Source organism: Mesorhizobium sp. M1B.F.Ca.ET.045.04.1.1, from assembly GCF_003952465.1.
Taxonomy (GTDB): domain Bacteria; phylum Pseudomonadota; class Alphaproteobacteria; order Rhizobiales; family Rhizobiaceae; genus Mesorhizobium; species Mesorhizobium shonense.
Genome location: NZ_CP034448.1, coordinates 3,787,653 through 3,812,161 on the forward strand (window position 1 = coordinate 3,787,653; position 24,509 = coordinate 3,812,161).

At 64.4% G+C, this 24,509-nt stretch carries 23 protein-coding genes; 19 read left to right on the forward strand and 4 right to left on the reverse strand.

The features are described from left to right. Nucleotides 1–6: 6 nt before the first annotated feature. Genes pcaF through EJ071_RS18455 form a run of 3 tightly spaced genes read right to left on the reverse strand, consistent with a single transcriptional unit; the run spans nucleotide 7 to nucleotide 2,870 of the window. Entirely contained in the window at nucleotides 7–1,212 is a 1,206-nt protein-coding gene (pcaF, locus tag EJ071_RS18445) for a 3-oxoadipyl-CoA thiolase (RefSeq protein ID WP_126099125.1), read from the reverse strand. Further along, nucleotides 1,213–2,016 carry a CoA-transferase subunit beta gene (locus EJ071_RS18450; RefSeq protein ID WP_126099126.1) on the reverse strand — a complete coding sequence of 268 codons (804 nt, stop codon included), beginning with the start codon at nucleotides 2,014–2,016 and terminating at the stop codon, nucleotides 1,213–1,215. Beyond that, on the reverse strand, nucleotides 2,013–2,870 hold the full coding sequence (locus EJ071_RS18455) for a CoA transferase subunit A (protein ID WP_126099127.1): 858 nt from the start codon (nucleotides 2,868–2,870) through the stop codon (nucleotides 2,013–2,015). The genes EJ071_RS18450 and EJ071_RS18455 overlap by 4 nt, the downstream gene beginning before the upstream one ends. A 469-nt stretch (nucleotides 2,871–3,339) precedes the next feature. On the opposite strand from EJ071_RS18455, the gene EJ071_RS18460 reads away from it, so the two are divergent. From EJ071_RS18460 to EJ071_RS18490, 7 genes are read left to right on the forward strand one after another with little or no spacing between them, the layout of a single operon-like run. Then, nucleotides 3,340–4,065 (forward strand): GntR family transcriptional regulator, encoded by a 726-nt coding sequence (locus EJ071_RS18460; RefSeq protein WP_126099128.1) that lies wholly within the window; start codon nucleotides 3,340–3,342, stop codon nucleotides 4,063–4,065. Between the two features lie 2 nt (nucleotides 4,066–4,067). Further along, nucleotides 4,068–5,099: an ADP-ribosylglycohydrolase family protein gene (locus EJ071_RS18465; protein WP_126099129.1), complete on the forward strand. Its 1,032-nt coding sequence runs from the start codon at nucleotides 4,068–4,070 to the stop codon at nucleotides 5,097–5,099. Beyond that, complete coding sequence (locus EJ071_RS18470) at nucleotides 5,096–6,070, forward strand: PfkB family carbohydrate kinase (protein WP_126099130.1); 975 nt, start codon at nucleotides 5,096–5,098, stop codon at nucleotides 6,068–6,070. Before EJ071_RS18465 ends, EJ071_RS18470 begins: the two co-directional genes overlap by 4 nt. A 40-nt stretch (nucleotides 6,071–6,110) precedes the next feature. Then, a complete protein-coding gene (locus EJ071_RS18475) occupies nucleotides 6,111–7,169 on the forward strand; it encodes an ABC transporter substrate-binding protein (RefSeq protein ID WP_126099131.1) in 1,059 nt (352 codons plus the stop codon). A gap of 29 nt (nucleotides 7,170–7,198) precedes the next feature. Further along, complete coding sequence (locus EJ071_RS18480; protein WP_126099132.1) at nucleotides 7,199–8,068, forward strand: ABC transporter permease; 870 nt, start codon at nucleotides 7,199–7,201, stop codon at nucleotides 8,066–8,068. Continuing rightward, complete coding sequence (locus EJ071_RS18485) at nucleotides 8,068–8,856, forward strand: ABC transporter permease (protein ID WP_126099133.1); 789 nt, start codon at nucleotides 8,068–8,070, stop codon at nucleotides 8,854–8,856. The genes EJ071_RS18480 and EJ071_RS18485 overlap by 1 nt, the downstream gene beginning before the upstream one ends. Then, a complete protein-coding gene (locus EJ071_RS18490; protein WP_126099134.1) occupies nucleotides 8,856–9,920 on the forward strand; it encodes an ABC transporter ATP-binding protein in 1,065 nt (354 codons plus the stop codon). Before EJ071_RS18485 ends, EJ071_RS18490 begins: the two co-directional genes overlap by 1 nt. Before the next feature lie 33 nt (nucleotides 9,921–9,953). Here the strand turns inward: EJ071_RS18490 and EJ071_RS18495 are convergent, their stop codons facing one another. Continuing rightward, nucleotides 9,954–10,982: a LacI family DNA-binding transcriptional regulator gene (locus EJ071_RS18495; protein ID WP_126099135.1), complete on the reverse strand. Its 1,029-nt coding sequence runs from the start codon at nucleotides 10,980–10,982 to the stop codon at nucleotides 9,954–9,956. A 354-nt stretch (nucleotides 10,983–11,336) separates the two neighbouring features. On the opposite strand from EJ071_RS18495, the gene EJ071_RS18500 reads away from it, so the two are divergent. The 12 genes from EJ071_RS18500 (at nucleotide 11,337) to EJ071_RS18560 (ending at nucleotide 24,488) form a co-directional block, all read left to right on the forward strand. After that, the gene (locus EJ071_RS18500) at nucleotides 11,337–12,950 is read left to right on the forward strand and encodes an extracellular solute-binding protein (RefSeq protein ID WP_126099136.1); all 1,614 of its coding nucleotides are present in this window, start codon (nucleotides 11,337–11,339) and stop codon (nucleotides 12,948–12,950) included. A gap of 79 nt (nucleotides 12,951–13,029) precedes the next feature. Continuing rightward, the gene (locus tag EJ071_RS18505; protein WP_126099137.1) at nucleotides 13,030–13,890 is read left to right on the forward strand and encodes a carbohydrate ABC transporter permease; all 861 of its coding nucleotides are present in this window, start codon (nucleotides 13,030–13,032) and stop codon (nucleotides 13,888–13,890) included. Further along, nucleotides 13,887–14,843 (forward strand): sugar ABC transporter permease, encoded by a 957-nt coding sequence (locus tag EJ071_RS18510; RefSeq protein ID WP_126099138.1) that lies wholly within the window; start codon nucleotides 13,887–13,889, stop codon nucleotides 14,841–14,843. The genes EJ071_RS18505 and EJ071_RS18510 overlap by 4 nt, the downstream gene beginning before the upstream one ends. Then, the gene (locus EJ071_RS18515) at nucleotides 14,840–15,928 is read left to right on the forward strand and encodes an ABC transporter ATP-binding protein (RefSeq protein WP_126099139.1); all 1,089 of its coding nucleotides are present in this window, start codon (nucleotides 14,840–14,842) and stop codon (nucleotides 15,926–15,928) included. Before EJ071_RS18510 ends, EJ071_RS18515 begins: the two co-directional genes overlap by 4 nt. A gap of 191 nt (nucleotides 15,929–16,119) precedes the next feature. Beyond that, a complete protein-coding gene (locus tag EJ071_RS18525) occupies nucleotides 16,120–17,190 on the forward strand; it encodes an ABC transporter ATP-binding protein (protein ID WP_126099141.1) in 1,071 nt (356 codons plus the stop codon). Between the two features lie 35 nt (nucleotides 17,191–17,225). Next, nucleotides 17,226–18,314 (forward strand): Gfo/Idh/MocA family oxidoreductase, encoded by a 1,089-nt coding sequence (locus tag EJ071_RS18530; RefSeq protein WP_126099142.1) that lies wholly within the window; start codon nucleotides 17,226–17,228, stop codon nucleotides 18,312–18,314. A gap of 58 nt (nucleotides 18,315–18,372) precedes the next feature. Further along, a complete protein-coding gene (locus EJ071_RS18535; RefSeq protein ID WP_126099143.1) occupies nucleotides 18,373–19,287 on the forward strand; it encodes a sugar phosphate isomerase/epimerase in 915 nt (304 codons plus the stop codon). A 41-nt stretch (nucleotides 19,288–19,328) separates the two neighbouring features. Further along, nucleotides 19,329–20,273 (forward strand): substrate-binding domain-containing protein, encoded by a 945-nt coding sequence (locus EJ071_RS18540; RefSeq protein WP_126099144.1) that lies wholly within the window; start codon nucleotides 19,329–19,331, stop codon nucleotides 20,271–20,273. 128 nt (nucleotides 20,274–20,401) lie between these two features. Continuing rightward, nucleotides 20,402–21,352 carry an ABC transporter permease gene (locus EJ071_RS18545; RefSeq protein ID WP_126102640.1) on the forward strand — a complete coding sequence of 317 codons (951 nt, stop codon included), beginning with the start codon at nucleotides 20,402–20,404 and terminating at the stop codon, nucleotides 21,350–21,352. A gap of 2 nt (nucleotides 21,353–21,354) precedes the next feature. Further along, nucleotides 21,355–22,131: an ATP-binding cassette domain-containing protein gene (locus EJ071_RS18550; protein ID WP_126099145.1), complete on the forward strand. Its 777-nt coding sequence runs from the start codon at nucleotides 21,355–21,357 to the stop codon at nucleotides 22,129–22,131. A 4-nt stretch (nucleotides 22,132–22,135) separates the two neighbouring features. Next, on the forward strand, nucleotides 22,136–23,317 hold the full coding sequence (locus EJ071_RS18555; RefSeq protein ID WP_126099146.1) for an aldose 1-epimerase family protein: 1,182 nt from the start codon (nucleotides 22,136–22,138) through the stop codon (nucleotides 23,315–23,317). An 85-nt stretch (nucleotides 23,318–23,402) separates the two neighbouring features. Then, nucleotides 23,403–24,488: a fatty acid desaturase family protein gene (locus EJ071_RS18560; RefSeq protein ID WP_126099147.1), complete on the forward strand. Its 1,086-nt coding sequence runs from the start codon at nucleotides 23,403–23,405 to the stop codon at nucleotides 24,486–24,488. Nucleotides 24,489–24,509 lie beyond the last annotated feature (21 nt).

Below are 24,509 nucleotides of genomic sequence, written 5' to 3' on the forward strand. Positions count from 1 at the left end.
AAGCCGTCACACGCGCTCCAGCGCGATCGCAATGCCCTGGCCGACGCCGATGCACATGGTGGCTAGCGCATAGCGGCCGCCGTGTTCGCGCAGCTCGAGCCCCGCGGTGCCGGTGATGCGGGCGCCCGACATACCGAGCGGATGACCGAGCGCGATCGCACCGCCATTCGGATTGACGTGGGCGGCATCCTCGGCGATGCCGAGTTGGCGCAGCACGGCAATGCCCTGGGAGGCGAAGGCCTCGTTGAGTTCAACCACATCGAACTGCTCGGGCGTCAGGCCGAGGCGGGCGCAGAGCTTCTCCGTGGCCGGCGCCGGGCCGATGCCCATGATGCGCGGGGCAACGCCGGCGACGGCACCTCCGAGGATGCGGGCGATTGGCGTCAGGCCATGCTTCTTCGCCGCTGCCTCGGATGCGATGATGAGGGCGGCGGCGCCGTCATTGACGCCGGAGGCATTGCCGGCGGTCACCGTGCCGCCCTGCCGGAACGGCGTCGGCAGTTTCGCCAGCGCCTCGATGGTCGTGCCGGCGCGGGGATGTTCATCCTTCGAAACGACGACGGCATCGCCCTTTTTCTGCGGGATGCTCACCGGCGTGATCTCTTTCGCCAGCCGGCCGTTGGCTTGCGCCGCGACCGCCTTGTCCTGGCTGCGCACGGCAAATGCGTCCTGGTCGGCTCTGCTGACGGAAAAATCCTCGGCGACATTCTCGCCGGTCTCCGGCATCGAATCGACGCCGTATTGCTTCTTCATCAGCGGGTTGATGAAGCGCCAGCCGATGGTGGTGTCGTAAATCTCGGCATTGCGCGAGAAGGCGGTGTCGGCCTTGGGCATGACGAAGGGCGCGCGGCTCATCGACTCCACGCCGCCGGCAATCATCAACTCGGCCTCGCCGGCCTTGATGGCGCGCGCGGCGATGGTGACGGCATCCATGCCCGAACCACACAGACGATTGACGGTCGAGCCAGGAATGTCCTGGGGGAGGCCGGCAAGCAACAGCGCCATGCGCGCGACGTTGCGGTTGTCCTCGCCGGCCTGGTTGGCGCAGCCATAGACGACGTCGTCGACGGCCGACCAGTCGATGCCGGGGTTGCGCTCGACCAGGGCCTTGAGAGGAATGGCGCCGAGGTCGTCGGCGCGCACCGAGGACAGCGCGCCGCCGAAGCGGCCAATCGGCGTGCGGATGTAATCGCAGATGAAGGCTTCAGCCATTTATGCTGCTTTCCCTTTGGTGATCCCTTGATGCGCCGCCTTGGTGCGGGCCTGCAGGTCGCGCAATGTCTTCAGCTCGAGTTCCGTCGGCGCCGGCGTCTCGTCAAGGGCCTCGGCGAATTTTACGACCCAGCCACAGGTCGCCTGCACCTGCTCACGCGTGACACCAGGATGCAGCGACACGACGGTGAATTCCTTGGTGATGGGATCAGGCTTCCAGATTGCGAGATCGGTGATCAAAAGCGTCGGGCCGGCGGTGCCGATGCCGAGGCGCTTGCGGTGGTCGCCGCCTTCGCCGTGGCCGAAGGAGGTGAAGAAGTCGATTGTCTCGACCATGCCGCGCTTCGACTGCACCATGGTGATGTAGACCTCTCTCGACGAGGTGGCGATTTCCGGCGCGCCGCCGCCACCGGGCAGCCGCGTCTTCGGGTGCGCATAGTCGCCAATGACGGTGGTGTTGATGTTGCCGAACTTGTCGAGTTGGGCGGCGCCCAGGAAGCCGATCGAGATACGGCCGCCCTGCAGCCAGTAGCGGAACATCTCCGGCACCGCGACCGTAGTCACCGCGGTCTCGCACAATTCGCCGTCGCCGATCGACAACGGCAAAACGTCGGGTGCGGTGCCGATGGTGCCGCTTTCGTAGATCAGCGTGATGCCCGGCGCATGGGTCAACCGCGCGACGTTGCAGGCGGCCGACGGCGCGCCGATGCCGACGAAGCAGACATCGTCGTTCTTCAACGCGCGGCTGGCGGCGATCGTCATCATCTCGTTGGGCGTGAAGCCCAGATCCGGCGTGTCGCTCATGCGGCCTTCCTCAGATGCTCGACGCGGGCGGCAAAATCGTCCGCCGTGCTTTCGATGACGTTCTGCTGCATCCAGGCCTGGAACCTGTCGCGGTCGGCGGCGATCTCGTCCCATTCGAGATAGGCGGCGTTGTCGCGTTCGTAATAGCCATGAGTATAGGAAGGGTGGGAGCCGCCCGGCACGACGGAGATCGCCGCGATAGTCCAGCCCGGCAGCACGGTGAGGTTGGGGTGGAGGTCGTCGAAATTGTCGGCCACTTCCTCGACCGTGACCACGGCGCGCTTTGCGGCAAGAACGGCCTCCTTCTGGATGCCGATGATGCCCTCGACCAGCACGTTGCCTTTGCGATCCGCCTTCTGCGCATGGATGAAGGTGACGTCCGGCCGGATCGCGGGAACAGCGGCCAGCACCTCGCCGGTGAACGGGCAAGTGATGGATTTGATGTTCGGATTGACGTCGGCAAGGCCGGCGCCGCGATAGCCGCGGAACACCGCGCAGGGCAGGCCGGCGGCGCCCGCCTCATAGGCGTTGGCCATGCCGGCGTGGCTATGCTCCTCGACCTCGATGGCGCGAGGAAAACCGTTCTCGATGGCGTCGCGGGCGCGTCGCAACAGGCCGACGCCCGGATTGCCGACATAGGAGAAGACAATTTTCTTGGCCATGCCCATGCCGATCATCTGATCGTAGATCAGGTCGGGCGTCATGCGGATCAGCGTCAGGTCGCGAAAGCCCTGGCGGATCGCCTCATGCGCTGCGGCGGTCGGGATCAGATGGGTGAAGCCTTCGAAGGCGACCGTATCGCCGTCATGGAGGTTCTCTGCGACGGCCTGTTTCAGCGGCAGGAACTTGACCATCGAGCACGCTCCGAAGAAGTTCGTATTGCGAACATGTGTTATGTGGCCAAGCAGCGCGTCGAGCAATTTTTCTTTGTTTGACCGGCCACCCAAACCGCCGAAAATCGGCGCAGCCCTCATCGCCCTGCCGGGCACTTCTCCCCGTATAGAGACGGGGAGAAGGGGCTGGCCGCGTCCTCGGCGCCAATTCTGCAACGTTTGCGATTGGCGAAACCGCCAGCGACAGCGCGCCAGCGACAGCGCCCTCTCCCCGTCACTATACGGGGAGTGAGGCGTGGTCCGCGCAGCGGACGAAAAGCCAACTGCTTGGCTTTTCGAACAACGAACGCCGGCAGGCAGGTGAGGGGCAGCGCTACGCTTGAAATTAACGTTAGGCGGCCGCCAGGTTCGTTCACTACGCACTCGTTGACTCCACCTACTTTATCTAATATTGAACAGGATTATACAGGTTCATTGAACAGGTATTGATATGGCTCGTCGCGCGATGCAACTCACTCCCGGCACGGGCAAGCCCGAGCAGATTGCGACGGTTTTGGAGCGTGAAATCCGCTCCGGCATGCTCGGCTTCGGCGATCGTCTGCAAAGCGAGAACGAGCTCGTCCAGCGCTTTTCCGTCAGCCGCAATACGGTCCGCAAAGGTCTGGAAGAACTGTCGAATCGCGGGCTCATCACCACCAAGGTCGGCATCGGCTCCTTCGTCACTTTCGACGGCATGCCGGTTGATGACGCGATCGGCTGGTCGCGCGCGCTTGCCAATGCGGGCGCCAATGCCGAGACCCGCACGTTGAGGCTCGAGATCATCGAGGACGCCGAGCTCGCGGCAAAACTCGGCGTCGAGAACCCGTCCTTCATTGCCGTCGACCGTGTGCGCACCAACGCCGATGATGGCCATGCCATTTCGATCGAGCGCAGCCGCCTGCCGCTGTCGCCCGAGCTCGAAGACGTGCCGTTGCGCGGCCTGCGCGAGGGCTCGCTGCACCAGACGCTGCGCGGGGCAGGGCTCGTTCCCGACCACGGCGAGGAATGGGTCGATATCGAGATGCTCAGCGCTGCCGATGCCGCCATCCTTGACTGCGCGCCGGGCACGCCGTTCCTCAGGACGCGGCGCCTGACGCGCGCCGCCGACGGCCGCGCCATCGAATTCGTCACCAGCCTGCTCAACCCGGCGCATTTCGCGCTGCATCTGGAGTTCTGAGCATGGCGGTTGACGCGCTTGACCGGGCAATTGGCGCGTTGATCGGCGGGGCGCTGGGCGACGCGCTGGGCATGCCGACGCAGCTCCTGTCGCCCGCTCGCATCGCCGAGCTCTACGGCCATATCGAGGATTTTGTCGCGCCGGCCGCCGACCATCCGGTCTCGAAAGGCCTGCCCGCCGGCGCTATTACCGACGACACCGAACAGGCGTTGCTGCTCGGCCGCATCCTGATCAGCTCCGGCGGTCGCTTCGACCATGCGCGCTGGGTCAACGCGCTGCTCGACTGGGAGCGGGACGTGAAGGCACGCGGCAGCTACGACCTGCTTGGACCGTCGACCAAGCGCGCCATCGACGCGATCAATAGCGGCGTCCCGGCGGAAGAGGCGGGGCGAAGCGGCGACACCAATGGGGCAGCGATGCGCATCGCACCCGTCGGCATCATGATACCGCCCGAGCCGCTTGACGCGCTGGTCGCTAAAGTGGCGGAAACTTGCCGGGCCACGCACAACACGTCGATTGCCATTGCCTCCGCTGCCGCGGTCGCCGCCGCGGTCAGCCTCGGTGTTTCGGGCGGCGACTGGCGCGCAGCTTCCGGCCATGCCGTCGCAGCGGCAAGGCTAGGTGCCACGCTCGGCCATTGGGTCACCGGCGGCGACATCGCGGCACGTATCCTGTGGGCGCAGGAACTCGTCCGTGGCAAGCCGGAGAAGGAGGCGATCCGGCTGATCGTCGACCTGATCGGCACGGGCGTCGCCAGCCAGGAATCGGTTCCGGCGGCATTCGCCGTGCTGGAGGTCGCGGACGGCGATGCCTGGCGAGCGGCCGTCATCAGCGCCAATCTCGGCGGCGACACCGACACGATCGGCGCCATTGCCGCCGGCATGGCGGGCGCCTGCTCGGGTCTGTCGCGCTTGCCGCAGGATCGCATCGCAAGGCTGAAGGGTATTCACCTCGCGGAGGTTCGCACGCTGGCCGACGATCTCGTGGCAGCACGCGCCGCAAAGGCTGGCTCCGGCAAGGAGGTTGCCCGATGAGCGCGCGGCTCGTCCATGTCGGCAGCGCTGTGGTCGACTATGTCTATCGCATCGACGCTCTGCCGGCACCCGGCAGCGAAAAGACCGCGACAAGCTACGCCCGGGTCGCCGGCGGCGGCTTCAACATGATGGTCGCGGCGAGCCGCACCGGCATGAAGGTCGCGTTCGGCGGCCAGCTCGGTACCGGGCCTGACGGCGACTTCCTGAGGGCCGCTTTCGAAGCTGAAGGCATCGAGACGCTGACACCGCCATCGCCTTTGATGGACAGCGGCAATTGCGTCGCCATGATCAGCGGCGATGCCGAGCGCACATTCGTTTCCTGGCCGGGTGCCGAGAGCCGGCTGACGTTGGACATGATGGCACCGGTCCAAGTGGTTGCGGGCGACTGGGTTTTCACCTCCGGCTACACGCTGAGCTATCCTGGCAGCCGCGATGTGCTCGCCGACTGGATCGAGGCGCTGCCGGCCGACATTCCTTTCGTGTTCGATCCGACGCCAGTGATTGCGGACATTCCTCGGACGATTCTGGACCGGGTGCTCGCCCGCACGACCTGGCTGAGCTGCAACACGAATGAAGCCGCCGAGATAGCCGGCGCCGGTGATGCCCAGACTGTCGCGATCCGGTTGCTCGCGGAACATTGCCTCAAGGCTGAAGGCGTCGTCATCCGCGCCGGGGCGCATGGCTGCCTGGTGCGGATGGCCGACGGCGGCACGCGGGCGATCCCCGGTTTCGAGGTCTCAGCCGTCGACACCAACGGCGCCGGCGATGCGCATATCGGCGCCTTCGTCAGCGCATTGTCGCGCGGGATGCCGCCTTGCGAGGCGGCGCGCTACGCGAACGCCGCCGCGGCCCTCTCCGTCACGCGTCATGGCGGTTCTTCGGCGCCGACGGATGCAGAGATCCAGGAATTCCTGAGCCACCGCGATCAAGAAACGACCGCGCATGGCCGGGAGGACGCGACTGCAACTTAACAAGCCCGTCAATCGGGCAAAACAATGAGAGGAAGAAAACATGCGCATGCCCAGACTGACCGCTTTTCTGACGGCGACCGCCGTCTTCGTTTCAGCCCTGGCCGCCCAGGCCGCCGAAGAAGTGCATGTGCTCAACTGGAAGGGCTACGGCGCCGACGAGCCGTGGGCTGTCGCCAATTTCGAGAAGGCGACCGGTTTCAAGGTCGTCAACGACTTCTTCAACTCAGAGCAGGAGATGCTGACCAAGCTGAGGACAAACCCGGGCCTCTACGACGTCGTCATGATCAACGCCGCCTTCAACGACCAGGCGATGGCCGGCAAGCTGATCCAGCCGATCGACACATCGAAGCTCTCCAACTATGCCGATATCGCCAAGGACAAGGCCGGCTCGCCGATGCTGAACCATGACGGCAAGGTCTATGGCGTGCCGTGGGTCTGGGGCCTGACCGCTCTTGCCATCAACGAAAAATCCTTCGACAAGCCGCCGACCAGCATCGCCGAGATGTGGGATCCGGCGCATAAGGGCCGCGTCATCATCCGCGACGACGCCGTCGAGGCGGTGCAGTTCGGAGCGATTGCCAGCGGCCAGAACATCAACGATATCAAGGATATGGAAGCGGTAAAGGCCAAGCTCACCTCGCTGATGCCGCAAATCAAGACCTTCTGGAGCTCGGAGAACGACTGGAACCAGATGGTCGCCTCCAACCAGATCGACATCGGCACCTATTGGAGCGGCTCGGCCGACCGCGCCAAGACGCATTTCAAGCTGCCGGTCTCGCTGGTCATCCCGCAGGAAGGCGCGGTCGCCTGGCTCGACGCCTTCTCGATCCCCGTCGGCTCCAAGAACGTCGCCGGCGCCGAGGCCTTCATCAACTACATGATCGACCCGAAATTCTACGTCGAATGGGTCACCAAGGTCGGCGCGCCGGTCTCGGCCAACACCAAAGCGGTCGAGGCGCTGCCCGAGGACGCCTTCAACCGTAAGGTCATGGGCAGCCCCGAGGTCGCCAAGCGCATCCAGTTCCAGGCGCCGGTCACCGATGAGCAGCGCGAGAAGTACCTGGCGCTATGGCAGGAGCTGAAGGTCAACGTGAAGTAACCGGCGTCTTTCGGGGGAGGAGAGGCAAGATGGCTGACCAGCTCGCGACCGGTTCGCGCCGCGGACTGCGGCCGGCCCTGCCGCTTCTCCTTCCCGCCTACCTGTGGCTGACAGTGGCGATCTTCCTGCCGCTGTCGGCCATGGTGTTCTTCTCCTTCATGACCGACCTGCCACTGGCCGGGAAGAAGTGGGCGTTCACGTTCGGCAACTACGCGGCCTTCTTCTCGCAGAGCCTCTATTCCACACTGCTGCTCGCTTCGCTGCGGCTTGGCCTCGAGGTCACGCTGTGGTGCATCGTCATCGGTTATCCCGCGGCCTATGTGCTGGCCAAGGTGCTGAAAGGGCGCAGCCGCGAGGCGATCTTCCTGCTCGTCATCCTGCCGTTCTGGTCGAACGGGCTGGTGCGCATCTTCTCGTGGGCGATGGTGCTGCGCGAAGGCGGCATCCTCGACACGGCGCTCAACGCCGTGCTGCCGTTCAAGATCAACATCGATCTGATGTATTCCTATCCGGCCGTCATCATCGGCCTGGTGCATTCCTATGTGCCCTACATGGTGCTGACCTGCTATCTGACGCTGCAGGCGATCGACGACTCGCTGATCGAGGCGGGCCGCTCGCTCGGCGCATCGCGGCTGCAGGTGCTCAAGCGGGTGATCATCCCGCTGTCGATGCCCGGACTGATCGCGGGGGCCGCGCTGATCTTCGTGCCGGTGGTCGGCTCCTTCATGGAGCCGCGCATCCTCGGCGGCCGCACCGGCACCTTCTACGGCACCGTCATCGAGGATCAGTTCGTCGCCGTCTTCAACTGGCCGCTGGGCGCTGCACTCTCCTTCATCCTGCTCGCCGTCGTGCTGGTTATCCTGGCGCTGGCGGCACCGGTGCTGCGGAGGGCCGCCTGATGGCGACGACGCGCATCCTCGAATGGCTCGGGCGTTTCTACATCGTCCTGCTGCTTGCCTTCCTTTATCTGCCGATCATCATCATGGCGCTGATGTCGTTCAACGCCTCGCCATTCTATCAGTTGCCGCTTGAATGGACGACGGACTGGTATGCCTCGCTCTGGCAGAACGAACAACTGATCGCGGCGACCAGGAACAGCATCGAGATCGCCGTCATCACCACTATCATCTCAACGGCGCTGGGTTCGATGGCATCGCTGGCGCTCTACCGCTACGAGTTCCGTGGCAAAAAATTCCTGCAGGCGTTGCTCTTTCCGCCGATCGCCATTCCTTGGCTGATCACCGGCACGGCGATGCTGATCTTCTTCTTCGGCATCGGCATCGGCCGCGGGCTGGTCGCCATCCTGCTCGGCCATGTCGCGCTGGCGCTGCCCTACGTCATCGTCGTCGTTTCGGCCCGGCTGCAGACCTTCGCCCCGGAGCTCGAGGAGGCGGCGCGCTCGCTCGGCGCCAATCAGTGGCAGGTGACTGCGCGCGTCACCTTGCCCTGGATCATGCCCGGCGTGATTGCCGGTGGGCTGTTTGCCTTCGCCGTTTCTTTCGACCAGTTCGTGGTTTCCTATTTCTTGTCGACGCCCGGCCAGACGACGCTGCCGGTCGAAATCTACGCCGCTATCCGCAAGGGCTTCACGCCCGAGATCAACGCGGTGTCGACGATCATCATCGTCGTGTCGATGGCCCTGATGCTGCTCACGGCGCGCTTCTTCAAATTCGGCGGAGAAAAATAATGGCCGGCGTGCAGGTAGCGAACGTCTCCCGCAGTTTTGGCGCGCACAAGGCGCTGGACGACGTCTCGATCGATTTTCCGGACGGCGGCTTCTATGCGCTGCTCGGACCGTCGGGCAGCGGCAAGACCACACTGCTGCGCCAGATCGCCGGCTTTGATTTTCCGGACTCGGGCCGCATCGCCATCGGCGGCGAAAGCGTCGAGCGCGTGCCGGTGGAGAAGCGGCGCATCGGTATGGTGTTCCAGAACTATGCGCTGTTTCCCAATATGAGCGTGGCCGACAATATCGCCTTCGGCCTGTCGGTGCGCGGCGAGCCGAAGGCGACGATCACGGCCGAGGTGCAGCGCGCGCTCGACCTCGTGCAGCTTGGTAAGCTCGGTGGCCGCCGGCCGCATCAGCTCTCCGGCGGCCAGCGCCAGCGGGTGGCGCTGGCTCGCGCCATCGTCACTAAGCCGCGCGTGCTCCTCCTCGACGAGCCGCTCGGCGCGCTCGACAAGGCGCTTCGCGTCGACATGCAGATCGAGCTGAAGCGCATCCAGCGCGAGATCGGCATCACCACCATCTTCGTCACCCACGACCAGGAAGAGGCGCTGACGATGAGCGACCGCATCGGCATATTGCGCGACGGCAGGCTGGTGCAGGAGGGACCGCCGGAAGAAATCTACGACAGGCCGCAAAGCGAGTTCGCCGCGACTTTTCTTGGCGACGCCAACATCTTTCGCGGCGACGCGATTGGTGGCGGGATCAAGCTTCCGGACGGCACGACAATCAGCGCTTCCTCGGGTGCATCGGTGCCAGCCGGCGCCAAGGCGAGCTGCGCCGTGCGCCCGGAGCGCATCCAGATTTCGACGGGCGCGGGAAAGCCGGGTTCGGGCAACGCGAACATGCTTAAGGGGCAGGTCTCAAAACGCATCTTCGCCGGCAACAACAGCACGTACTTCGTCGATCGCGAGGGTCAGACGCTGAAGGTGGTCGTCCAGAACACCGGCGCAGAAAGGCTGTCCGAAGGTCAGCCAGTTGTGCTCAGTTGGTCGCCAGAGAGCACTGTGCTGATCGCGGCCTGAGACTGCCGATCTTCTGGGCCTGGTTGGGATCGCTCAAATCTCCGGAATGCTTTCGCGAAAGATCACCTGCAGCCGCGGCTGGTGTAGCTCGTAAGGCAATCCCCTGACGGCGTGGGACAGGATGTTGAGCGCCTCGCGCGCTTCGACGCGCGGGTTCTGGTCGATCACCGCATCGAGCGTGCCGTCGAGCAGAAGCTCCTTGGTGCCGTCGGTCACCTCATGGCCGAGGAAGAGGATCTCCTTCGCGCGTCCGCGCTCCTTGAGCGCGCGCGCGATGCCCGTATTGCCGGCGCCGACATTGTAGATGGCGGCGAGGTCGGGATGGCGCTCGAGCAAAGCCGAGGCCTCCGAATAGGCCTTCTCGCGATCGTCCAGCATTTCGCGCATCTCGACGATTTCGAGGTTGGGGGATTCCTCCGCGAGGATATGGCGAAAACCCATCTCGCGCTCCTCATGGCCGCGATAGGCGAGCGAACCCGCGAACAGCGCGACCTTGCCTGGACGGTGGGCGCCGATGAAGCGGTTGAGCAGGTAGCCGGCCAGCCGCCCGGCGGCGCGGTTGTCGATGCCGATATAGGCGACGCGCGGCACGTGCAGGATGTCGGAGGCGATGGTGACGACCTTGACGTCGCTCGCCGACAGCGAGCGGATCGCCTCGCGCACCGTCGGATGGTCGAGCGCGATGACGCCGACGCCCTGCGTCTGGCCGTGCAAGTCCTGCAGCAGGCGGGCAAGCCGGTCGGGATTGAAACCTTCGATCGTCGTCACGCGTACGTCGAGATCGGGCCGCGTCTGCGCCTGGGCCTCGATGTGGCGATGCAGCAGCTTGATGAAGGAGTTGGTGCCGGCGGGCAGCGCGAAGTCGAGCCTGATTGTCTGACCCGGCACGGTTCGTTGCTGCGCCCCGTTCGGGGTCTCGGCAATGTAGCCAAGGCGCTGCGCCATCTCGATGACGATCTCGCGCGTGCGCGCCCGCACACCGGGACGGTTGTTGAGCACACGGTCGACCGTGGCGGGAGAAACGCCGGCTTCCCGGGCTATGTCTGTCAGGGTTGACCGCACGTCGAGCACCTCATCGCAAGCATCAAAATCACGCAGCTGCCAATCCGTTCCGGAAAACCGCTCAGCCGCAGCCGCGATTCTGATGTGAAATGATGTAACCGGCCTTGGCCCGCACGCAAGCCGACGCGTTACACAAGACAGCGAAGGCCCGGCAAAGCCGGCCGGATCGGCGCAAGAATCCCTCAAAACCACGCAATGGGTGCGATGTGACTGGCTCGGCGAACTGCATTCTCTCCCTCATTTGCGATCTTATGACGTGTTTTGAGTATTTATGATGTTGACAGGCTCGATATGGTTCCGTCAATATCCCTCATAAGGGCCATGGAGGAACAGGCCCTTGAGGGAGGAGTTCCAATGACTGATTTGATCCGCGTCTCGCGGCGCCGTCTTTTGGCGTCCGGAGGAAAGGCGGCTGTGTTTGTCGCCGCGACTGGAATCGCGCCGCAATTCATTCGTCCCGGCCGCGCCCTGGCGGCCGATGCACTGGCGCCAGGCATGATCGGCGGGCCGACAGGCTTCGACGGCGCCGAGCGCTACCAGTACGGGCCGGATACGCCGGAAGGGCGCGCCATCGAGGCGATCAAGGCGATGAAGGGCGCCGGCAAGGCGCCGGCCAAGATCGTGCTCGGCCTCTCGGACGGCTCGATCGGCCAGCTGACGCAGCCGTTCCCCGCAGGAGCGCCGTCGATCAAGGATCTGTGGGAAAAGGAAACCGGCATTCCGCTCGAAATCGTCGGTGTGCCGAACGGCCAGGAATTCACCAAGACGATGCAGGACATCTCCACCAAGGGTGGGGCCTATGACATCTATGCGGTGGAATGGAACCGCCTCGGCGACCTCGCCGAAACCGGCGGCATCATCAAGCTCGACGACTTCGTCGCCCAGCACAAGCCGGAATGGGACGATCCGGAGCGCGGTTACGTCAACGGCGCCAAGGGCGTTTCGCTGCTCAACCAGTATCGCGGCTCGACCTATGGCGTGTCGCTCGACGGCGACTTCCAGACCTGGGTCTACCGTACCGACCTGTTCGGCGACGGGGCCGAGAAGAAGGCCTTCAAGGATAAGTACGGCTACGATCTCGCGCCGCCCAGGACCTGGAAGCAGCATGGCGACATCGCCGCCTTCTTCCATCGCCCGGACAAGGGCCTGTTCGGCTCGACCGACCTGCGCAACCAGGGCTGGGGCTACACCAACTGGTACCAGCGCTACGTCTCGATGGCTTCGCCCAACCAATACCTGTTCGACGACGCAGGCAAGCCGCTGATCAATTCCGAGCAGGGCATCGCGGCGACGAAGGAATACGTCGATTCGCTGGCGCATCATTCACCGGACGCGATCTCGTGGGGCTGGCCGGAGCAGTATGGCAACTTCGCCAAGTGCGGCGCGGCGATGACCTGCGCCTTCTCCAACCTGCCGAAATTCCTCGACAATGCCGGCAACAAGGATTCCGCCGTCACCGGCAAGATCGGCTCGATGCTGCCGCCCGGCCGCGAGATCGACGGCAAGCTGGTCAGCCGCTCGGTGCTGTGGCTCAACCTGTCGGCTTCGGTCTCGGCGCAGTCCAAGAATCCGGAAGCCTGCTATCTCTTCCTGCAGTGGCTGGGATCGAGCCGCATCTATGCCTGGATGACGGCCAACCCGGGCGGCTATTTCGATCCGTCCCGCCTCTCGGACTTCTCCGATCCGCTGGTCCGCCAAACCTATCACGCCTACCACATGGACGTGGTGCGCGAGACGGTGGCGCGCACGGTCCCGACCATCAACTATCCAGGTGCTACGGCCTTCCACAATGCGCTCGACGAGAATCTCGTCGCCGCGCTGACCAAGGCCAAGACGCCCGAGCAGGCCATGGCCGACACAGAGGCCGAGTGGAAGAAGATCGCGCGGCGCACCGGTGAGGACAAACTGCTCGAAGCCATCAAGACCAACAAGGAGGCCTGGCCTACGGTTCTCGACTCGATCGCCTGATCCGCCTCCCTGGATCAGAAAAGGAGGGGAGGGACACTGCTCCTCCCCTTCGAAACAACGCCACCAGCAAAGCAGCCAGATGAAGCGTTCCGTTCCTTTCGAGATATTCCGCTACGCCGCGATCTTCGTGGCGATCGCGGTGACGCTGGTGCCGATCCTGTGGATGGCGTCGATGGCCTTCAAGCCGATCGGCGAATGGTCGGCCACAGGTGCCGACCTGACCTGGTGGCCGAAGCATCCGACGCTTGCCAATTTCCAGTTCGTATTCGGCGAATCCACCAACAGCCTGATCGTGGCGCTCGACCGCACGGCGCTGAAGCCGATCCTGTCGTCGCTGCTCTCGGCGGTGTTCGGAACCGCGATCGCCATGTCGGCGGGCACCGCGGCCGCTTACGGCCTGTCGCGTTTCGGCTCCGGCCAGAACCTGCCACTGGCGCTGATCCAGCTCAGGCTGTTTCCGCCGATGGCCGTCATGATTCCCGTGATGATCATGTGGTCGTTTCTCAACTTCACCGACAGCTGGTGGGGCCTGGCGTTGATCTACGGCATCGTGACGCTGCCCTTCGCCTTCTGGCTGATGAAGACCTTCTTCGACGACATGCCGCGCGAGATCGAGGAGGCAGCGCTCGTCGAGGGCTGCTCGCGGCTGCGCGTCTTCACCCGCATCACGCTGCCGATGATGCGCGCACCGCTGGCAAGTGCTGCGCTCTTCGTCTTCATCCTCAACTGGTCGGACTATCTGATCGCGCTGCTTCTGACGACGCGCGAATGGGTGACAATCCCCGTCTACATGGCATCGCTGTCGTCTTCGATGACCGGACAGCTCTACGGCGCCAAGGCGGCGCTCGGCCTGATCGCGGCGGTGCCGCCGGTCATCATGGGCATCGCCATCCAGCGCCATCTGGTGCGCGGACTGACCTTCGGAGCGCTCAAGCAATGAGCGCCGTGACCGCTACGATTTCGGAGGACGAGATGGCCGCGCGGACAAAGCCCGCCACGCCCGACGAGGGCGCGCGGCTTGGCTTCCGGCTGACCTTGCCGGCGCAGATCCTGGTGCTGTTCATCTCGGCCTTCCCGCTCCTGATGCAGCTCTACATCAGCGTCACCGACTGGTCGCCGCTTTCCGGCATCGGCTGGTGGAACGCCTGGGAGATATGGAACAGCTTTGCCAACTATACCGACCTTGCGGCCGACACCCGGTTCTGGAGCGCCTTGCAGCGCACGGCGATCGTCATGGTCGTCTGCGTGCCGGCGGAGTTGCTGCTGGGCCTGGCACTTGCCACGCTGTTTGCCGACGACTTTCCGGGCAAGCGCATCTTCTATTCGATCCTCTTGATGCCGATGATGGTGGTGCCGGCGGTCGCCGGCTACATGTTCTTCATGCTGTTCCAGTCGGGCGGACCGGTGAACGACATCCTGTCGAAGATCGTCGGAACGCCCGTCACCATCGCCTGGCTTTCCGATCCGACGCTGGCGCTGATCGCGGTGATGATCGCCGACATCTGGCAGTGGACGCCGTTGATGTTCCTCATCCTGCTTGCCGGCCTTGTCGGCGTGCCGGAGGACCAGATGAAGGCGGCGACGCTGCTCGGCGCCAATCCCTGGCAGCGCTTCGTCACCATCGTGCTGCCGAAGATGAAGACGATCATCATCATCGCGCTGGCGATCCGGGTGATCGAGAACTTCAAGATCTTCGACACGCTCTACATCATGACCGGCGGCGGTCCCGGCGTCGCCACCGAGACGATCTCCGTCTACATCTACAAGGTCACCACCCAGGACCTGATCTGGGGCTATGTGGCGGCCATCGCTCTGGCTATCCTGGTCGTGCTCTCGATCGTCGCGGTCTACGCCATGAAGCACATGGCGAAGGCCCGGGAGTTGGCGGCATGAGCGCGATCCACCTCAAGAACCTGGTCAAAAAATTCGGCGACTTCACCGCGCTGAAGACGATGGATCTCGAGATCGCCGACGGCGAGTTCATGGCGCTGCTCGGGCCTTCCGGCTGCGGCAAGTCGACGACGATGAACATGATCGCCGGCATGGAAGAGCCGACCAGCGGAAAAATCCTGTTCGGCGAGCGCGACATGGCCGGTGTGCCGATGGGGCGGCGCGGTGTCGGCTTCGTCTTCCAGAACTACGCGATTTTCACCCATATGACGGTGCGGCAGAACATCACCTACGGGCCGAAGATGCGCGGCGCCGCCAAGGTCGAGATCGACCGCCGCGTCGGCGCCATCGCCGAGATGCTGCAGCTTTCACCGCTGCTCGACCGCAAGGCGGACCGGCTCTCGGTCAACATCCTGCAGCGCGTCGCGATCGGCCGCTCGGCGATCATGGAGCCGGCGATCTTCCTGCTCGACGAGCCGCTGTCCAATGTCGACGCGGCCTTCCGCGCGGTGATGCGCACCGAACTCAAGCAGCTGCAGCGCCAGTTCAAGCAGACTATGATCTATGTCACGCACGACCAGCTCGAAGCCATGACCATGGCCGACCGTATCGCGGTGATGGATCATGGCGTGCTGCAGCAGGTCGGCACGCCGCTCGAGGTCTACAACAATCCGGCCAACGTCTTCGTCGCCCGCTTCATCGGCGCGCCGGGCATGAACCTCATCAAGGGCCGGCCGGCGGAAAGCGATCGCGGGCTGGTGATCGATCTCGGGCCGCTCGGCGTCACGCCACCCTTGCCCGACGAGCTCGCTCCGGCGGTGCGCGCGGTGCGCGGAGAGGTCCTCTACGGCTTCCGGCCGGAGCAGGTGACGCTTGCCGAACGCGGGCTGTCGATGCCGGTGACATTCGTCGAGCGGGTCGGCGCGCGCACCATCGTCCATTTGGGTCAGAGCGAGAGCGCCGTGAAGGCGGTGTTCGAGAACGTTGTCGGGCTCTCGATCGGGCAGGCGGCGGTCGTCGCGCCGCCGGCCTCGTCGGTGCGCGTCTTCGACGCCGGTACGGGTCGCGCCATCAAGGTCGGGGGTTGAGATGCAAGTATCCCCAGGTCTGTGCCGCCCCTCACCCTTACCCTCTCCCCGTGAAGAACGGGGAGAGGGGGTCGCCGGCGTTGCGGCCAGCTCCCTTCTCCCCGTCACTATACGGGGAGAAGGTGCCGGTAGGCGGATGAGGGGCGGCGCCAAGGCCGGCAGGCTGATCGAAATCTGCGGAGCGCACTAGCATGGCCGATATCGTTTTCCGCAATGTCACGAAACGCTACGGCACGACGCTCGCCGTCGACGACGCCTCGTTCACCGTCAACGACAACGAGTTCTTCTGCTTCTTCGGCCCGCCGCTGTCGGGCAAGTCGACGATCCTGCGCCTTGTGCTTGGACTGGAGCAACCGGACGAGGGCGAGATCCTGATCGGCGGCAAGCCGGTCAACAGCGTCTCTCCGGCGAAACGCAACGTCGCCATGGTGTTCCAGAACCTCGCGCTGTTCCCGCATATGAGCGCGCGCGACAATGTCCGCTTCCCGCTGGTCGAGCGGAAGGTTGCGGAGGCTGAGATCGACAAGCGCCTCGCCGACGTCGCCGCCAAGCTGCATATCGGCCATATCCTGCACAAGCCGCCGGCGCAGCTCTCCGGCGGCGAGCGGCAGCGCGTGGCGATCGCACGCGCCCTGGTGCGCGATCCGGTCGCCTATCTGATGGACGATCCGATCTCGGCGCTCGATGCGCGGCTGCGCGAGGAGACGCGCGTCGAGCTGAAGCGCATCCAGCGCGATTTGGGCAAGAGGCTGATCTACGTCACGCACGACCAGGAAGAGGCGATGTCGGTCGCCGATCGCATGGCCATCTTGGAGAACGGCCGCATTAGGCAGATCGGCGCGCCGGCCGAGATCTACGATCGTCCGGCAAGCGCCTATGTGGCGCGCATGCTCGGCTCGCCGGTGATGAACATCCTGCCGTCGGTGCACGAGGCCGAGGGTGTCGAGGCGGCCGAAGGCGCAATCTGCATCGCCGATGCCAAGGCCCCGGCCGAGTCGATCGAGATCGGGCTCAGGCCCGAAGACATCAAGGTGCGTCCGTGGGCAGACAATGAGATGGCGAACGGGGGCAAGGGCCGCCCGGCGCGAGTGTTCGAGGTCGAGCCGCTCGGCGGCTACACCGTGGTGACACTTGCCGCCGGGCAGGCGCGGGTGAGGGCGCTGCTGCGGGGCCAGCCCGACATCAGGCCGGACGCGCTAGTGGCGATATCCTGCGAGCCGGCCCGCGTGCATTATTTCGGCCAGGACGGAGGCGCGTTGTGACAGCGGCCGCGAGAAGAGAATTTCGGGAGGAAGAGATGGCAAGCAAAGGCTTCGAGCCGGACGTCAAGGTTCGCACCAAGGACTACAAAATCGGCTGCGTCGGCGCCGGCATGATCATGGCCGAGTGCCATCTGGCAGCCTACAAGGAGGCTGGTTTTCCGGTGCTGGCAATCGCCTCGCGCACCAAGGCGAATGCCGAGAAGGTCGCGACGCGCTGGGGTATTCCGACCGTGCACGACACGCCGGAACAGTTGATCGAGGATCCTAATGTCGAGATCATCGATCTCGCCTTTCCGCCCGACCAGCAGCCGGCGCTGATCCGCCACGCGCTGAAGCAGAAGCACATCAGGGGGATCCTGGCGCAGAAGCCGCTGGCGCTGACGGTCGAGGAAGCAGTCAAGCTGCGCGACGAGGCGGCCAAATCCGGCAAGATCCTCTCGGTCAACCAGAACATGCGCTACGACCAGTCGATGCGCGTGTTGAAACAGATCATCGATAATGGCGAACTCGGCGACATCGTCTTCGCGCAGATCGACATGCACGCGATCCCGCACTGGCAGACCTTCCTCGAGGACTATGACCGGCTGACGCTCGCCAATATGAGCGTGCATCATCTCGACGTGCTGCGCTTCCTGTTCGGCGATCCCGACGAGATCACGACGCTGACGCGCAAGGACCCGCGCACGCGCTTCGATCATTCCGACGGCATCACGGTGTCGACGCTGCGCTTCCCGTCGGGCGTGCTCGCCGTGTCGCTGGAGGACGTGTGGTCCGGTCCGCGCCAGGAAGGCTATCACGACGACCAGCATATCAACTGGCGCGTCGACGGCACCAAGGGCGTCGCCAAGGGCACGATCGGCTGGCCGACGGGCTCTGCCTCGACGCTGACCTATGCGTCCGCCGAGACGACCGGCGGCGAATGGGTCAGCCCAAGCTGGGAGACGATGTGGTTCCCGCAGGCCTTCATCGGCGTGATGGAACAGCTGCAGCACGCGGTGAAGACCGGCACGCCGCCGGCGCTATCCGTCGCCGACAACGTCAAGACGATGGCGCTGGTGGAGGCGGGCTATCGCTCGATCGCGTCGGGCCGGACGGTCAAGCTCTCCGAAATCTCGATCACCTGAAAACACCGGCAACTGAAATCGCAACCAACTGAATCGCTTAGAGGGAGGAATTCACACCATGATGCAGGCAGGCATTTTCACGGGCTATTTCCCGTACGGCCTCGAAGAGACGGCGCAAAAGATCCGCAGCCTCGGTTTCAACACGGTGCAGCTCGACCTGCATTTCAAGGACATCGACCTCTCGGCCGGTCAGATCACCAAGGACAAGGCGAAGAAGGTGCGGGACGTGTTCCGCGACCACAACCTGCCGGTCTGCTGCGTGTCGGGCTACACGAACATCATCCATCCGGACAAGGCGGAGCGCGAGAAGCGCGTCGGCTATCTCAAGGAGATCATCCGCAACGCCCGCCACTTCGGCAGCCCTTACGTGATCTCGGAGACCGGCACCTACAACACCGAGTCCGACTGGGTACATCACCCGAAGAACAAGACCGAAGAAGGTTTCGCGGAGTGCCGCAAGGTGATCGCGGACCTTGCCCAGACGGCCTACGACCACGGCGCGGTCTTTCTGCTCGAGACCTATGTCAACAACGTCGTCGGCTCGGTCGAAGAGACGGTGAAGATGTTCGCGCAGGTCGACCATCCCGGCCTCGGCCTGCTGATGGACCCGACCAACTATTTCGAGACCCACAACATCGACCGGATGGACCAGATCCTGAACCAGGTCTTCGACACGCTGACCGACAAGATCAGAATAGCCCACGCCAAGGACGTCAAGCGCTCGGGCAGCGACAAGTCGGAAAAGCATGCCGATATCGGCGACGCCGACGCGATGGAAAGCCACACCTTCCGCGGCGTCGGTGAGATCGAGCTGCCGGCGCCGGGCCTCGGCTCGCTGAACTACGACCTCTACCTCAAGCGTCTCGCCGAGAAGCATCCGAACATCCCGGTCATCATCGAGCATCTGTCGGAAGACGACGTGCCGCGCGCCAAGAAGTTTCTCGACGGAAAGTTCCGCGAGAACGGCCTCTAAAGGCCGGCACCTTTGCACGACATGAGAGTGGAGGAAGCGAGATGTTGAAGTTTGGATTGAAGCTGGCGGCCGCAGCGACTTTGCTTGCCGGCGTTGCGCTCGGATCGGCGGCGCAGGCGCAGGACGGCCAGAAGACGTTCTACCTTTTGTCGCATGGCGGTCCGTCGGACGCGTTCTGGATCGACTGGAACGCCGGCGCCACCAAGGCCTGCGATCAGCTCAAGGTGACCTGCAAGATCTCCTTTAGCGGCGGCGACATGGCGGCGCAGAAGGAGGCCTTCAATTCGGCGCTTGCAGCCAAGCCTGACGGCATTGCCACCACCTCGGCGCAGCCCGGCCTGTGGACCGAGGAGGTGAAGGCCGCCAAGGCGGCCGGCATCCCGATCGTGTTCTTCAACACGGACGATCCGGCGACCGGACGCCAGGCCTATGTCGGCGCCGACCTCAAGGAAGCCGGCGCCATCTGGGCGAAGTATCTCGTCGACCACAAGATGGTGAAGCAGGGCGATAAGGTGTTCCTGCCGGTCGAGGTCCCCGGCGCCAGCTATCAGCAGCTCGAGACCGAGGGCATCGCCGGCGTCTTCGATCCGCTCGGCATCAAATATGACGTGGTCGATTGCGGCACCGACCCGGCAGGCATCATCGCCAAGATGACCGACTACATGGTCGCCAACAATCCGCCCGCTATCATCGCGCTGGGCGATTCCGTTGCGGCCAGCGTGAAGCGGGTGTTCGACGGCGCCGGCATTCCGGCCGGCAAGATCCCGGTGGTCGGCTGGGGCAATTCGAAGGAGACGGCCGACGCGGTCAAGGACGGGTTCGTCAACGCCGCCGCCTGGCAATATCCTTCGGCGCAAGGGTTCATGCCGGTCGCGCTGCTCGGTCTCGCGGCTTCCGGCGAGCCGATCGGCTACGACATCCACACTTTCGGGCTCTACGACGCCTCGAGCGTCGAGCCGATCCTGAAGCTTTACGACAAGAAGTGAGAGAACTGGCGTCCGCCGCGCGCGGCGGGCGCCACGCAGAAAGCATGGTTCAGCAAGTCATGGTTCAGCAAGCCGGGGCAATCACCGCGGAAGACGGCGCACGAAGCGCGAAGGGCAGGTCGAGCCTGATGCGCTCGCCGCAATTCTCCTCCTTCGTCATTCTCGTCGTGCTGCTCGCGGTGTTCGCGGTCGCCGACGGCAATTTCCTGTCGCCGCTCAACATCTCCAACATGATGGCTTTCCTGCCCGAGCTCGGCATCATCGCGCTCGGCATGACGCTCTTACTCACCGCCGGCGAATTCGACCTGTCGGTCGGCGCGGTGTTCGCGCTGGCGCCGGTGGTGGTCATGCTTCTGGTGCAGAACGCCGGGATCGATATCGGCGTGGCACTGCTTGCCGGGCTTCTGCTCTGCATCGCGATCGGCGCGATCAACGGCGTGATCGTCACTAAGATCGGCATCTCGTCCTTTCTGGTGACGCTGTCGATGCTGCTGATCGTGCGCGGTGCGGCGCTCTACATCACGCAGGGTTTTCCGCTGAAATCCTGGAATGAACCGGGGTTCTTCGTGACGCTGCTCGCCGGCAGCTTCAACGTTGGTTCATTCCGTTTCTACACCTCGCTCTGGTGGTTCATCGGCCTGTCGCTGCTTGCGGTCTATGTGCTGCGCTACGCCAAGCTCGGCAACTGGATCAGCGCCATCGGCTCCAACCGCAACGCCGCGGTGGCGCGCGGCGTGCCGGCCGACGCCGTCAAGATCTGGCTGTTCATCCTGACCTCGGTGCTTGCCGGGCTTGCCGGCATGATCAGCGCCTTCCGCATCTCGGCGGCTTCGCCGGTGGCGGGCACGGGATACGAGCTCGAAGTGATCGCCATGGTGGTGGTCGGGGGCACGGCGCTGACCGGCGGCCGCGGCACGATCCTCGGCACCATTGTCGGCGCGCTGATGCTGCGCACCATCCGCAACGGCATCGTGCTGGTCGGCGTGCCGGGGCTGGCCTACAACATCTTCGTCGGCGTCATCATCCTCGCCATGCTCATCCTGCACGCTCTGCTGCAGAAAAACGCCGCAAGGAGCTGACCATGATGCAGGAAGTGCTCCGGCTGCAGAATCTGCAAAAATCCTTCGGCAGCGTGCGCGCGCTGAAGAGCGCCTCGCTGACGCTGAGGGAAGGCGAGGTGGTGGCCCTGCTCGGCGACAACGGCGCCGGCAAGTCGACGCTGATCAAGGCGATCTCCGGCGTGTTCCCGATCGATCGCGGCGATATCTATGTGCGCGGCGAGAAGGTCTCGATCCGTTCGACGCGCGACGCGATGGATCTCGGCATCGAGACCATCCACCAGGACACCTCGCTGGCGCCGGACCTCAGCATCGCGCGCAACCTGTTTCTCGGCCGCGAGCCGGTCAATCTCAAATGGCTCGGGGTCTTCGCGCCGCTCGACCTTGCCAAGCTGCGCGATGCGGCGTCGGCGCTGCTGAAGCGCGTCGGCATCTCGAAGAAGCTCGACGCCAATGCGCTGGTCAGCACGCTGTCCGGCGGCGAGCGCCAGTCGATCGCGATCTCTCGCGCCATGCAGTTCGCCGCCAAGGTGATCATCCTCGACGAGCCGACCAACAATCTCGGCGTCGAGGAGACGCATGGCGTGCTGCGCTTCGTCAAGGAGATGCGCGAGGCCGGCCATTCGGTGCTTTTGATCACCCACAACATCCACCACGTGTTCGAGGTCGCCGACCGCATCGTCGTCATGCGGCGCGGCGAAGTCGTCGCCGAGCAGACCGTCGCCGGCACCGACCTTCTGACCGTGGAAAGCCTGATAACCGGAGCCGACATGTCGGCGCTGATGAAAAGGGCGCAGTGACGGCATGGTGAAGCTTTACGGACAGACGCTATCGCGCCGGCAGGTCGCCGAACGGTCCGGGATGCTGTCGCAGTTCGCCGGCGTGCGGCTGATGACGCTCGGCGACGGCGTGGAGCGCGGCATCCGCATGCTCGAATTCCGCACCGGCTCGGGCCTGCGCTTCACCGCGCTCGTCGACCGCGCGCTCGATATCGCCGATTGCGAGTACAAGGGCCAGGCGATCGGCTGGCATTCGCCGAGCGGCTTCCGCCATCCCGCCTTGCACGACTATGAAGGCGAGAACGGCTTTGCCTGGGGGCGGTCCTTCTCCGGCTTGCTCGTTACCTGCGGCCTCGACCACATACTCGGCCGCAACGAGGTGCCGGCCGAGAATTACAACTATCCGGGCCGCAAGACGGTGACCCATTCACTGCACGGGCGCATCGGCACCATTCCGGCGCGGCTGACCGGCTATGGTGAAAGCTGGGACGGCGATCGCTGTGTGCTGTGGGCCGAAGGCATCGTCCAGCAGGCAACCGTGTTCGGCGAGGACCTGCACCTCATCCGCCGGATCGAAGCCGATGTCGGCGGCGGCGAGATCCGGATTTCAGACCGCGTCGTCAACCACGGCTTCCACCGCACGCCGCACATGTATTTCTACCACGTCAATGTCGGGCATCCGCTGCTCGACGAGGGTTCGCGCTACCTGGCGCCGATCCGTGACGTGGTCTGGGCCGCGCATGCCGGCGAGCGCTACGAGGCGCAGGAGGTCGGCTATCGCAGCGTGCCCGCGCCGCAGCTCGGATTCAGCGAGCAGGTCTGGCAGCACGAGCTCGGCGCCGACGCCAAGGGCGGGGTGCCGGTGGCCGTCGTCAACGACCGTCTCGGCCTCGGCTTCGAGGTCGTTACCAGCAAGGACCAGTTGCCCTGCTGCTATCAGTGGCAGAATTTCCAGGCCGGGCAGTATGCGCTGGGCATCGAGCCATCGACGCATCATGTGCTCGGCAACCTTGCGGCGCGCGAGCGCGGCGAGATGATCTGGCTGGAGCATGGCGAGAACCGTACCTATGACGCGGTGTTCCGCGTCCTCGACGGCAAGGAGGCGATCGCCGACGCCGAAAGCAGGATCACGGCCATCGCCCGCCAGCCCGAGCAGGATTATCCTCAACCCTCCGGCAAGTTTCCAAAACTGGCGGACAGGGCATGAGCGTGGCAAATATCCATAGCAAGCCCTCCGGCCGGCGGACCGGATTGCCAGCGGTGCGCGAAGATTGGAGGCAAATGTGACGACGATGGCAAAAAAACGCGACTACAGCCTTGTCGGCGAAAGCACTCGGCTTGCGATCGAGACCGGGCTCGCCTCGGCCGAGTGGTACCACACCGACGTGGCGCGCAAGACCATGAAGGAGCTGATGCAGCGCTCGGACGGGCCGGCGATCCGCGACACCGTCATGTGGATCGTGTTGATCCTGGGCTCGGCCGCCGGCATCGTCTGGTTCTGGGGTACGTGGTGGGTCGTGCCGTTCCTGTTCGTCTACGGCGTGTTCTACGGCTCGTCGAGCGACTCGCGCTGGCACGAATGCGGCCACGGCACCGCCTTCCGCACGCGCTGGATGAACGACGTCGTCTACCACATCGCCTCCTTCATGCTGATGCGCAATCCGGTGCAGTGGCGCTGGAGCCATGCCCGCCACCATACCGATACCATCATCGTCGGCCGTGACGCCGAGATCGCCGTGATGCGGCCGCCGGACCTCATAAAGGCGGCGCTCGCCTTCACCGGCATCCTCGACTTCCGTTATTCGCTGCCGACACTGGTGCGCCAGGCCTTCGGCACGCTGTCGGACGACGAGAAGAGCTACATCCCGGAGATGGAGCGCCATAAGGCGGTGGTCGCGGCGCGCTGGCACATGGTCGTGTATGCCGCGACGATCGCTGTCGCGATCGTGCTTAGATCATGGATACCGCTGGTGCTGATCGGCCTGCCGCGCCTCTACGGCACCTGGCACATGGTGATGACCGGCCTGCTGCAGCATATCGGCCTTGCCGACAATGTCATCGACCACCGGCTCAACTCGCGCACCGTCTATATGAACCCGATCAGCCGGTTCATCTACTGGAACATGAACTACCATGTGGAGCACCACATGTTCCCGATGGTGCCCTATCACGCGCTGCCGAAGCTGCACGAGCTGATCAAGCACGACCTGCCGGAGCCGAATCCATCGATGTGGCACGCGTATCGCGAGGTCTGGCCGGTGCTGCTCAGGCAGCTGAAATATGAGGACTACTACCTCAAGCGCGAACTGCCGCCGACGGCCAAGCCTTATCGCGGCGAGTTGCACGAGCTGGATATAACGGCGGCCGCGGCCGAATAGGCGGCACGTAACAATCCGGAG

Bases quoted from the DNA above. Each gene is read 5' to 3' on its own strand.
- pcaF (WP_126099125.1), bottom strand. From the start codon at position 1,212: ATGGCTGAAGCCTTCATCTGCGATTACATCCGCACGCCGATTGGCCGC.
- EJ071_RS18450 (WP_126099126.1), bottom strand. From the start codon at position 2,016: ATGAGCGACACGCCGGATCTGGGCTTCACGCCCAACGAGATGATGACG.
- EJ071_RS18455 (WP_126099127.1), bottom strand. From the start codon at position 2,870: ATGGTCAAGTTCCTGCCGCTGAAACAGGCCGTCGCAGAGAACCTCCAT.
- EJ071_RS18460 (WP_126099128.1), top strand. From the start codon at position 3,340: ATGGCTCGTCGCGCGATGCAACTCACTCCCGGCACGGGCAAGCCCGAG.
- EJ071_RS18465 (WP_126099129.1), top strand. From the start codon at position 4,068: ATGGCGGTTGACGCGCTTGACCGGGCAATTGGCGCGTTGATCGGCGGG.
- EJ071_RS18470 (WP_126099130.1), top strand. From the start codon at position 5,096: ATGAGCGCGCGGCTCGTCCATGTCGGCAGCGCTGTGGTCGACTATGTC.
- EJ071_RS18475 (WP_126099131.1), top strand. From the start codon at position 6,111: ATGCGCATGCCCAGACTGACCGCTTTTCTGACGGCGACCGCCGTCTTC.
- EJ071_RS18480 (WP_126099132.1), top strand. From the start codon at position 7,199: ATGGCTGACCAGCTCGCGACCGGTTCGCGCCGCGGACTGCGGCCGGCC.
- EJ071_RS18485 (WP_126099133.1), top strand. From the start codon at position 8,068: ATGGCGACGACGCGCATCCTCGAATGGCTCGGGCGTTTCTACATCGTC.
- EJ071_RS18490 (WP_126099134.1), top strand. From the start codon at position 8,856: ATGGCCGGCGTGCAGGTAGCGAACGTCTCCCGCAGTTTTGGCGCGCAC.
- EJ071_RS18500 (WP_126099136.1), top strand. From the start codon at position 11,337: ATGACTGATTTGATCCGCGTCTCGCGGCGCCGTCTTTTGGCGTCCGGA.
- EJ071_RS18505 (WP_126099137.1), top strand. From the start codon at position 13,030: ATGAAGCGTTCCGTTCCTTTCGAGATATTCCGCTACGCCGCGATCTTC.
- EJ071_RS18510 (WP_126099138.1), top strand. From the start codon at position 13,887: ATGAGCGCCGTGACCGCTACGATTTCGGAGGACGAGATGGCCGCGCGG.
- EJ071_RS18515 (WP_126099139.1), top strand. From the start codon at position 14,840: ATGAGCGCGATCCACCTCAAGAACCTGGTCAAAAAATTCGGCGACTTC.
- EJ071_RS18525 (WP_126099141.1), top strand. From the start codon at position 16,120: ATGGCCGATATCGTTTTCCGCAATGTCACGAAACGCTACGGCACGACG.
- EJ071_RS18530 (WP_126099142.1), top strand. From the start codon at position 17,226: ATGGCAAGCAAAGGCTTCGAGCCGGACGTCAAGGTTCGCACCAAGGAC.
- EJ071_RS18535 (WP_126099143.1), top strand. From the start codon at position 18,373: ATGATGCAGGCAGGCATTTTCACGGGCTATTTCCCGTACGGCCTCGAA.
- EJ071_RS18540 (WP_126099144.1), top strand. From the start codon at position 19,329: ATGTTGAAGTTTGGATTGAAGCTGGCGGCCGCAGCGACTTTGCTTGCC.
- EJ071_RS18545 (WP_126102640.1), top strand. From the start codon at position 20,402: ATGCGCTCGCCGCAATTCTCCTCCTTCGTCATTCTCGTCGTGCTGCTC.
- EJ071_RS18550 (WP_126099145.1), top strand. From the start codon at position 21,355: ATGATGCAGGAAGTGCTCCGGCTGCAGAATCTGCAAAAATCCTTCGGC.
- EJ071_RS18555 (WP_126099146.1), top strand. From the start codon at position 22,136: ATGGTGAAGCTTTACGGACAGACGCTATCGCGCCGGCAGGTCGCCGAA.
- EJ071_RS18560 (WP_126099147.1), top strand. From the start codon at position 23,403: ATGGCAAAAAAACGCGACTACAGCCTTGTCGGCGAAAGCACTCGGCTT.